General features: G+C 37.1%; 7 protein-coding genes, 1 tRNA gene and 1 pseudogene. 3 read left to right on the top strand and 6 right to left on the bottom strand.

The genetic code is table 11. From position 1 onward, the window contains the following. Positions 1 to 31: 31 nt before the first annotated feature. Positions 32 to 601 carry a uracil-DNA glycosylase family protein gene (locus AOQ29_RS05835; RefSeq protein WP_061993559.1) on the bottom strand — a complete coding sequence of 190 codons (570 nt, stop codon included), beginning with the start codon at positions 599 to 601 and terminating at the stop codon, positions 32 to 34. Between the two features lie 34 nt (positions 602 to 635). Continuing rightward, positions 636 to 1598: an amidohydrolase family protein gene (locus AOQ29_RS05830; RefSeq protein WP_061993560.1), complete on the bottom strand. Its 963-nt coding sequence runs from the start codon at positions 1596 to 1598 to the stop codon at positions 636 to 638. A 718-nt stretch (positions 1599 to 2316) separates the two neighbouring features. Here AOQ29_RS05830 and AOQ29_RS05825 point away from each other — a divergent pair. Continuing rightward, the gene (locus tag AOQ29_RS05825; RefSeq protein WP_061993558.1) at positions 2317 to 3765 is read left to right on the top strand and encodes a reverse transcriptase domain-containing protein; all 1449 of its coding nucleotides are present in this window, start codon (positions 2317 to 2319) and stop codon (positions 3763 to 3765) included. Between the two features lie 309 nt (positions 3766 to 4074). Here the strand turns inward: AOQ29_RS05825 and AOQ29_RS05820 are convergent, their stop codons facing one another. Both AOQ29_RS05820 and AOQ29_RS05815 read right to left on the bottom strand, forming a co-directional pair. Continuing rightward, entirely contained in the window at positions 4075 to 4467 is a 393-nt protein-coding gene (locus tag AOQ29_RS05820) for a hypothetical protein (RefSeq protein ID WP_061993557.1), read from the bottom strand. A gap of 12 nt (positions 4468 to 4479) precedes the next feature. Continuing rightward, positions 4480 to 4713 carry a hypothetical protein gene (locus AOQ29_RS05815; protein WP_061993556.1) on the bottom strand — a complete coding sequence of 78 codons (234 nt, stop codon included), beginning with the start codon at positions 4711 to 4713 and terminating at the stop codon, positions 4480 to 4482. Positions 4714 to 5199: 486 nt separating this feature from the next. On the opposite strand from AOQ29_RS05815, the gene AOQ29_RS05810 reads away from it, so the two are divergent. Then, the gene (locus AOQ29_RS05810) at positions 5200 to 5838 is read left to right on the top strand and encodes a helix-turn-helix domain-containing protein (RefSeq protein WP_083989356.1); all 639 of its coding nucleotides are present in this window, start codon (positions 5200 to 5202) and stop codon (positions 5836 to 5838) included. Positions 5839 to 6208: 370 nt separating this feature from the next. Next, positions 6209 to 6955 (top strand): hypothetical protein, encoded by a 747-nt coding sequence (locus AOQ29_RS05805; protein ID WP_061993554.1) that lies wholly within the window; start codon positions 6209 to 6211, stop codon positions 6953 to 6955. Between the two features lie 302 nt (positions 6956 to 7257). Here AOQ29_RS05805 and AOQ29_RS05800 read toward each other — a convergent pair. Beyond that, positions 7258 to 7347, bottom strand: a tRNA-Ser gene (locus AOQ29_RS05800). A gap of 56 nt (positions 7348 to 7403) precedes the next feature. Beyond that, positions 7404 to 8456 (bottom strand): annotated as a pseudogene (locus AOQ29_RS08175) (translational GTPase TypA); the annotation flags it as partial.

The raw sequence follows: 8456 nt of genomic DNA, 5'->3' as shown, positions 1-8456 counted from the left end.
CCCGCCGACTCCATAGTCGGCAGGCTTATTTTTATTGCAAGATTTCTCGAACCCTTCTTTGTAAATTGGGAACGACCTCGGCCTCAAACCAAGAATTTTTCTTCAACCAAATATTATTTCGTGGTGAAGGATGAACAATCGGCAGGTACTTGGGCCAATATCGTTCAAAGTTTTTGACCGTCTCAGTCAGTGTCACCGATTTAGCTAAATGAAGGTAGTAGTGCTGAGCATAGGCCCCAACTAAAATTGTCAGTTGGATGTTTGGCATCAGGGCCAATAATCGGGGATGCCACTTCTCTGCGACACCAAGTCGGGGTGGCTTATCCCCTGACTTCGCCTTACCAGGGTAATAGAAGTCCATTGGAATCACGGCAAAGAGGCCGGAATCATAAAACGTTTCCTTAGAAACACCCAACCATTCGCGCAACCGGTCACCAGAGGCATCATTCCACATGATGCCGGATTCTTGAACTTTTAATCCGGGTGCCTGACCAACAATCAAAATCTTAGCGGTCTTGGGAGCAGCATAAATTGGATTCCATCCCCGCTGTGTATACTCGGCATTGGCTGGATCAGCCTTAATTTCATCAAAAATTGTCATTTACTTCTCCTCTCCAACGCCTCCACCAAATTAATTACTGGTTAGCCGCTGCTTTTGCCGCCCGGACTGCTTTGTCGTTAAAATAAACTTTTTCCGCGTTGTTGTAATAAACATCGGCCAATTCGGTCGGAGTGAAGATGCCGGTCTCATCCAACCACGTCGCTAGGCTCTGATAGGAATTAAAAGTGGCTGACCAAGGTGAATCAGTCCCCCAAATCAAACGTTTTGTTCCCAAGGTGTCTTTGGCCATTTGGACGGCCTGTTGACTCTTGGTAAAGGGCAGACTCTGTTCCCCTAAAATGTCTTGGATGGCCGATAAATCGGTATAAATGTTCTGATAAGGTTGCCACTGGTTAAAAGTATTGGCCAGGGCCTCCCAATGGTCAGCATCGGGAAATGAAAGATGACAAACAACAAAATTCAAGTCTGGATACCGCCCTGCCAGGACCTTAATGGCTTCCGGTTGGTGGCTAACTTGGTCTGCGGCTCCGTAATCAACTGTAACGGTAAAGCCCGGATAGTCAGCCAGGTAATGAAAAATCTCACCAATCCGACTGTCAGTATCGAGGCGGAAGGCTTGTCCCTGGTGGTAGCCATGGATGCCACCCCCTTCTGAGATTTCAAACTTAATGGCCCGAAAGCCCAAATCTTCAACATGATGACGGACAATGTCCATAAAGTTCTGCGCAAATGGATCAACAGCAAAGGCACCGATAAACCGGTCTGGGTAGGCTTGCACAACCTGATAAGAATAGTAATTTTGATAGCCGTTCAAACTCCCCTGGAGCAAGACTGCCTTATCAATGCTATTAGCATCCATAACCTTCAGAAAAGACTCAGCAGTTAAGTCATGGTCACCCCAGCCATCAGGAATTAATTTAATTTTCGTGCCATCATCCCAAATAGCTTTGCCTTGGCCGAGGGCGTTCAATCTGCCCTTGCCATTAAAGCCGGCAATTGTTTGTAATAGGTGCAAGTGTCCATCGATTTTTTTCATATCGTTCATCCCCCGTCTCTGCTAAAGGTAAGTATACCGCAGGTTGGTTCCGTGATAATAGCCATGATTCGACTAAAAGCATGCAAACCTTGCTTAATTTTATTTTAGGACTATTCTTATCAATAGTAGATGTCTAAATGTAAATTATAAGACAAAATCAGCGCTTTCAGTCTATAATATAGGATTTCACTTTTAAATCTTGATTCCTTGTAATTATGCTTTTTTACACCCATTTGATTCTAAATTCCGGCTACTTCTAATCTAGTTTTTACTAAATATTTTCCCGTATGCAATATAATAAATTCAAGCACTCACTAACTTCTCTAAGACATTGATTTACAAGCTATGTATGTCAGTACCTAGAGTCGCGAAACATATGTGATATAATTATCTTACCGTATCAATTAAGGTCAATCGATAGTCCAGTGATACGAGTTTTCTAACAGACTTCTTTCAGGAAGTCAAGGGAATTGTATTGGCACGTGTGTGTAATCATACACAACAAAGTCAATGCGACCGCTTTGGTCAGAAGGCTATATCTGTTGAACATTGCTTCAATAATCACTTTCTCACTATAAGTGTAACAAAAGCACATCCTATCATTTCACAATGATAGGGACTTGAATTCTCGGTGTACGATTGCATTGAGAAACCTACGAGACGGCCAATTGGGGTGTGCACCCTGGCCGTCTCGTTTTCATTACGGAAGGCCAACTTGATGCAAACAAGCGAGTATTTAAAAACGCAAAGAAAATATAAGCATTTCGATCACTTCGTTACTGATATTAACTTTCTTGATTCTGTGAAATCGGATTCCAAGGTCATTACATCTTTTCGCTTTCTACCATTCATTCAAAAGGATATTATTTCAAATAAGTTTAATGGAAAAAGTATTCAAGAAAAAAAGAGAAAGATTACCCTACCTTCTCATCATGCAGCGGCAATTTATAAATTGTATTCTGAACAGCTAAATCATGTATATGAACAAAAAATAAAGGATACTCCAGTTAGCAGCGCTGCAACAGCTTACAGATCTTCAACGATGGAAATAAAGCGATCTAATATTCATGCAGCAAAAGAAGTTTTTGATTTCATTTCCAATCAGCAATCTGCGTATGTCATCAAGGGAGACTTTAAAGCTTTTTTCGATACCTTAAATCATAAATATTTAAAAAAACGTTTGATAGATGTACTATCTTCTGAACCTTTAACAATCCATGCTGATTCACTCACAACAAATACCCTCCCAAAAGACTGGTACGCTATATTTAATTCCTTAACTAAATATCAATATATCAGTACTACAGACTTAGAAGATTCAATAAGTTACAAAAAAAATAATAGTCAATACTCATACTTCAATTGCAGAAAAGACTTCGATAATTTTTATAAAAAGAACAAAAAGAAGTTTCACACTAATCGAATTGGTATTCCTCAGGGAACGTCTTTAAGTGCGTTACTAGCCAATATATATATGATGAAATTCGACTTAAAGATTTGCTTATTAATAGAAAAATTGGGTGGTCTCTATCGACGCTATTCTGATGACTTCATTATCGTACTACCCGGGAAATCTGTATCTCAAAATCAAGCAGAAAAAATTTTAGAACAGATTATCATAATTAGTGAACAGGATTTATTTTTGACAATTGAACGCCATAAAACAAATTTTTACAAATTTGAAAACCATTCATTCCAAAAAATAAGCAATAGTATAAGTCAACAACAAACCACACTAAATTATTTAGGCTTCCGATTTACTGGACACTCAGTATATTTACGAGAAAAAAGTATTTATAAATTTGCATATCGAAGCAAACATGGAATTAAATTTTTGATTCGTGATCTCGAAAATAAAAAATTAATTCCTTTACTCGATGAAGATTCAGAGCTTACTAATAAAAAAATCAGACAAATTCAATTAGTAAAAAAGAAACTTGACAATAATATGAAGTTTCAGGTATCAAATAGACTAAAGCAACGATACTTATCCGGTTCAAATTTAAAACGGACATTCCTAGGTTATGCTAACTTAGCTCAGAATATTTTGGAACATAATCAAGAAAATTATGAAGTACTAATTTTAAAGCAAGCCAGACGGCGTGTTATTAAAAACCAAAGAGAATACCACAAACAAATTCTGGAAATGGAAAACAATTTATACTAGTAATTATTTTATGGAAATATGCTATTCATTAAATAATACTGAATAAATTAATTATTCTATTTTTGTTAAAATCTGATAATTATGTTAGTCCTATAATTTTGGCTCTACAACAATCGGTGTTGATGTATATTTTGCATCAACGCCTTTTCTTATGGCCCCATTAAACGTACTAACATAGAAGGTGCAAATCATTTCGACGAGATGATTTGCACCAATTTAGGTAAGACCTAAATTGGTGCTGAAACTGACGTTTACATCACTTACAGGGAGTGCTTTTTTGTGACTTTTCATGCTTTCGGCTCTACATTCTTAGATATCAGCAAGTAGCTTAGTCTTAATGTCTTGGTAGTCATTACCATCTAGAATAAACAGGGCGATGTTTTGTTTTACTCGCTCAAGTCGTTCCTTCTGGCCGTTGTCTAGCGCCTCTTCTGGTACACTAACACCCTTAGCTTTTTTGAGTTGCTTGGGTGTCATGCCCGTTACATATTTATAGGCTAGTTGGTGGTAATTGCTGTAAGCGTGTTGGTCATTTGGTAGTTCTGCCTTGATGACTTCGGCCAGGCCAATATTTGCACGTTTGTTAAGCTCTCGACTTATCTTTGCCCGTTCTAGTTCCTGTTTTATGTTGTAAAAAGCATTAACAAGGGTGTCCTTAAAATCTAATACTTGTGGTGTATTCCTTAAATAAGCAATAAGCACAGTTGCTTGCCTTTAGTTATAGTTCCACACTTTCGAAGAACATTGTTTAGATAAAACGGATTTGAAATCCGTTTTATCTTCCAAAAATTTTAGAGTGTAGTGTAATTTGCCAAACTTTTCTAGTCGTTCTCTGTGCGCTCTGGTCAGTCGGTTAATACTATCCAGATCCACGCCACTAAATTCAGCAATCACTTCCGCTGTTGTATAGGGTTCATCTTTCAACCCCTTGTAATAAACTAATTCCATTCATTTGCTCCTATCTTTAAGAAATTTATCGATTTCAAATATCTCAATTAATTATGAGCTTGCTTTATTTATCTTCTCACCGTAAGCAATAACCCAATTCAACGCCACCAACTCCAACAAGGACAACCATACTCAGCGCTGTTACTATATTCCAAACTTCCATGCCCCCTTAATACCAATTCTCAATAGCCTGGCTAATCCCGTCAACGTTACACTCTTCTATTCTGTTAATCGTTGGGCGTAATACTTCTAATTACTTAGCTAGGCTATCCTTGGTTAAGAGCAACTCCAATGCTTTCGCCGATTACCTTTTGTGTATCTGGTATAAAATACTGTAAATATTCTACTTTTGTTTTTTCGTTTCCTTTCACGTTTCATCTTTTATTGTGTTTCAATATTGAAACAAGTATATTATTACATTATTGAAACGTCAAGCTTTATTTTTCATTTATGAAACGCTATACTAGAATTACTTTATAAAGAGGTATGAAAATGAACAGAATAAAAGAACTCAGACAGCAAAGTGGACTTAGTCTAGCTAAGCTTTCCAACCAATTAAAGCAAAATTATAATTTAAAAATATCAGCACCTTCCTTAATGAGATATGAAAACAATGAAACAGAGCCCAAACTAGATACCTGGCAGAAGATGGCCGATTTCTTTAAGGTCCCTATCCCATTTTTGCAAGGCATAACAGCTTCTAAAGACACTTTCGAAGATTTCACTTCTAAACATCCTAATAGGACTACTTTTTATCCTTATGATTTTGATGTTGCTAATGCCTTTATAAATGATGGTATACTTACACTTACTTTAGATGAAGTTTTAGAACGAAACGATAAACTCAATAAAAAGGCAAGTGACCTAATAATTCATTTAGCGAAAAAAGTAGAAGAAGGATACTACAGCCAAAGTGAGGTTTCCGTTATTAGAGCGCTTATAGCTGCCCTCAACTACTCTAAATCAAATAAAAACGAAGATTTCATTTCAAATTTATCTAGTCTTATTAATCTGCTAATAAGTGATAATACCAAATCTCAACAAAACAAAGAAAATATAGCTAGGCTTGTAGATAAGACAATAGCAAGTAAGAATGATGAAGCAGACATTAGCAAAAATAAGTGATTACCCTAGTCTTAGAACATTTATATATATTTCATTCAATCAAGAATTAAACGAAAAAATAATTGTTCATTTTAAAAGAAAATTCCGCCCCCCTAATGTTCAACAGTGACTAACATTAGGAAGGCGGAATTATAAGTGCCATATAATAAAGACTATTTCAAGGCTTGTGCGTTTAACTAATTATTTTCAACCCGAGGTATACGTGCGCCTGTAAAATGCCACTAATGGGGATGAAATCGCAACAAAAAAGCTGCTATGAAACCTGCTAAATGATTTAACGGACTTTAAACCATCTACAGTGATAAAAATTCAATTTAAACGTTCAAGAAAAATCGCACCGATAAGGGCAATAGAAAGACTATTAATAATAATGACAAAAAGTAATACAAAAAATAAAAATAGTTCTCTTTGGGAACTGATTCGCTACTCTTGGAAATTCCATCGTGTAATATTTTGCTTTTTTATTCTTAGCACAAGTTTGTTTGCTATCGCTTTTACATATCTTGTATCGAATAAAAATAATTTACTTTGGACCCGTCACTTAAAAATACTAATCGATCTTATTCCTGCTGCTTCATTCGTGGTTTGTATTTATACTGAGACATTATTGATGATCAATTTTGAACAAGATTCGTCAGAAAGTCCATTACCACAAATCGCTATCAATTCACTATATATAACAACAGTTATTCTAGCTCTAAGCTTTATTGCATTCTATCCCTGGAAATGGATTAGTCCCATACTAACTATTTTCACGTCTATATTTATTCCTATCGCATTATTGGGAAAGAGAGCTCCTAAAACTATAATATACAAAATATCAAGAAAATCTGATAAATTAACAAAATATTACAAGCTATCAAAAAATGATACCTCAAAAAAAATTCATTCAAACAAAAATACTAAGGAGAGTAGTTCCATGGTCAATAAACAAAAAGACAAAGAAATAATGAATTACAAAATGTCAACACACAATGTTTACTACGATAAGCTAGTTGAAGCCAGGGAATTACGAAATAAACGATGCATTAGTATATTGTCTTACTGGTCGTTAAGAAGAAAATTAGTCAAGAAATATAAAAAAGAAGTAATGGAAGAAAGTGATAGGAGAGACTGATAATTTCTAACCGGTTATCAGATAGTAAGTTTAAGCAACAGAAACTAGATATAGTAACAGTGAATAACCATTACAACTTAACATTAACAATTATAGGGAACTCAAGTTAAACCTTGAAAGTCCTTTTTATGAACCTATTTTTTGGTCCGAAGAAAGATGTTTTAGTTTTCAGAAAAAATTACAGAAAGTTTAGCTCTGAATTTTTGATAACCAAAACAGTGCACCAGCTAAACAAAAAAACAGCCCGTAGGCTGTTACATTGCTAAGACACTTATTTGTGTGATTTCTTTTGATTTTACTCAAGGAGCTAGCGGGATTTGAACCCGCACACCGCCATAAGACGGCTCGACGGATTTCGAGTCCGCTGCAGTACCGGATTGTGCCATAGCTCCAAAATAATGGTGACACTAAGCTCAGCCTAGTGTCCCCCATTAAGTTTAAATCAGTATTACTTGTTACGACGCTTAGCAGCCTTTTCACGCTCAGCAGTGTTCAAGATAGCCTTACGGATACGAACGTTTTCTGGCGTTACTTCAACATATTCGTCATCGTTCAAGAATTCCATTGATGCTTCCAAGTTCATCTCACGAGGAGTCTTGATAGAAGCAGTTTGGTCCTTGTTAGATGAACGAACGTTTGACTGTGGCTTCATCTTAGTAACGTTAACTGAGATATCGTTATCACGTGAGTTCATACCCACAACCATACCTTCATACACGTCAACACCGGCGCCAATGAACATTTGTCCACGATCTTCCACACCCATGATGGCGTAGTTAGTCGTTGGTCCTTGGTTAATTGAAACCAAGGCACCGTTACGACGACCTGGTTCCCAGTTATTAACCTTTGGACGGTATTCAGCAAACGTGTGGTTATAGATACCATAACCGTGAGTCGTTGTCATGAATTCAGTAGCGTAACCAATCAAACCACGTGAAGGTGCCATATAAGTCAAACGAGTTTGACCGTTTCCGACAGCTTCCATGTTTTGCATTTCACCCTTACGTTGGTTCAATGAATCGATAACAGCTGATGAATATTCGTCAGGAGTATCGATTTGGATTGATTCGTAAGGTTCAGTAGTCTGTCCGTTTTCTTCACGGAAGATAACTTGTGGACGTGAAGCTTGCAATTCGAAGCCTTCACGACGCATGTTTTCAATCAAGATTGAAAGGTGCAATTCACCACGACCAGAAACCAACCATGAGCCGGCCTGACCAGTATCTTCAACACGCAAAGAAACATCAGTGTGCAATTCGCGCAACAAACGGTCTTCGATTTGACGGGCTGTCACGAACTTTCCTTCACGACCAGCAAAGGGGCTGTCGTTTTGACGGAAAGTCATTTGCAATGTTGGTTCATCGATACGCAACAATGGCAATTCATCTGGGTGAGCAGGATCAACAACTGTTTCACCAACAGAAATATCTTCCATACCAGATACGGCAATCAAGTCACCGGCCTTAGCTTCTTCGATTTCAACTTGGTCCAAAGCGATAAA

This window comes from Fructobacillus ficulneus, from assembly GCF_001047075.2.
GTDB classification, from domain to species: domain Bacteria; phylum Bacillota; class Bacilli; order Lactobacillales; family Lactobacillaceae; genus Fructobacillus; species Fructobacillus ficulneus.
This window is presented reverse-complemented; position numbering and strand designations above follow the sequence as displayed.

Coding starts and splice junctions, on each gene's coding strand:
- AOQ29_RS05835 (WP_061993559.1), bottom strand. CDS start 601: ATGACAATTTTTGATGAAATTAAGGCTGATCCAGCCAATGCCGAGTAT.
- AOQ29_RS05830 (WP_061993560.1), bottom strand. CDS start 1,598: ATGAAAAAAATCGATGGACACTTGCACCTATTACAAACAATTGCCGGC.
- AOQ29_RS05825 (WP_061993558.1), top strand. CDS start 2,317: ATGCAAACAAGCGAGTATTTAAAAACGCAAAGAAAATATAAGCATTTC.
- AOQ29_RS05815 (WP_061993556.1), bottom strand. CDS start 4,713: ATGGAATTAGTTTATTACAAGGGGTTGAAAGATGAACCCTATACAACA.
- AOQ29_RS05810 (WP_083989356.1), top strand. CDS start 5,200: ATGAAAATGAACAGAATAAAAGAACTCAGACAGCAAAGTGGACTTAGT.
- AOQ29_RS05805 (WP_061993554.1), top strand. CDS start 6,209: ATGACAAAAAGTAATACAAAAAATAAAAATAGTTCTCTTTGGGAACTG.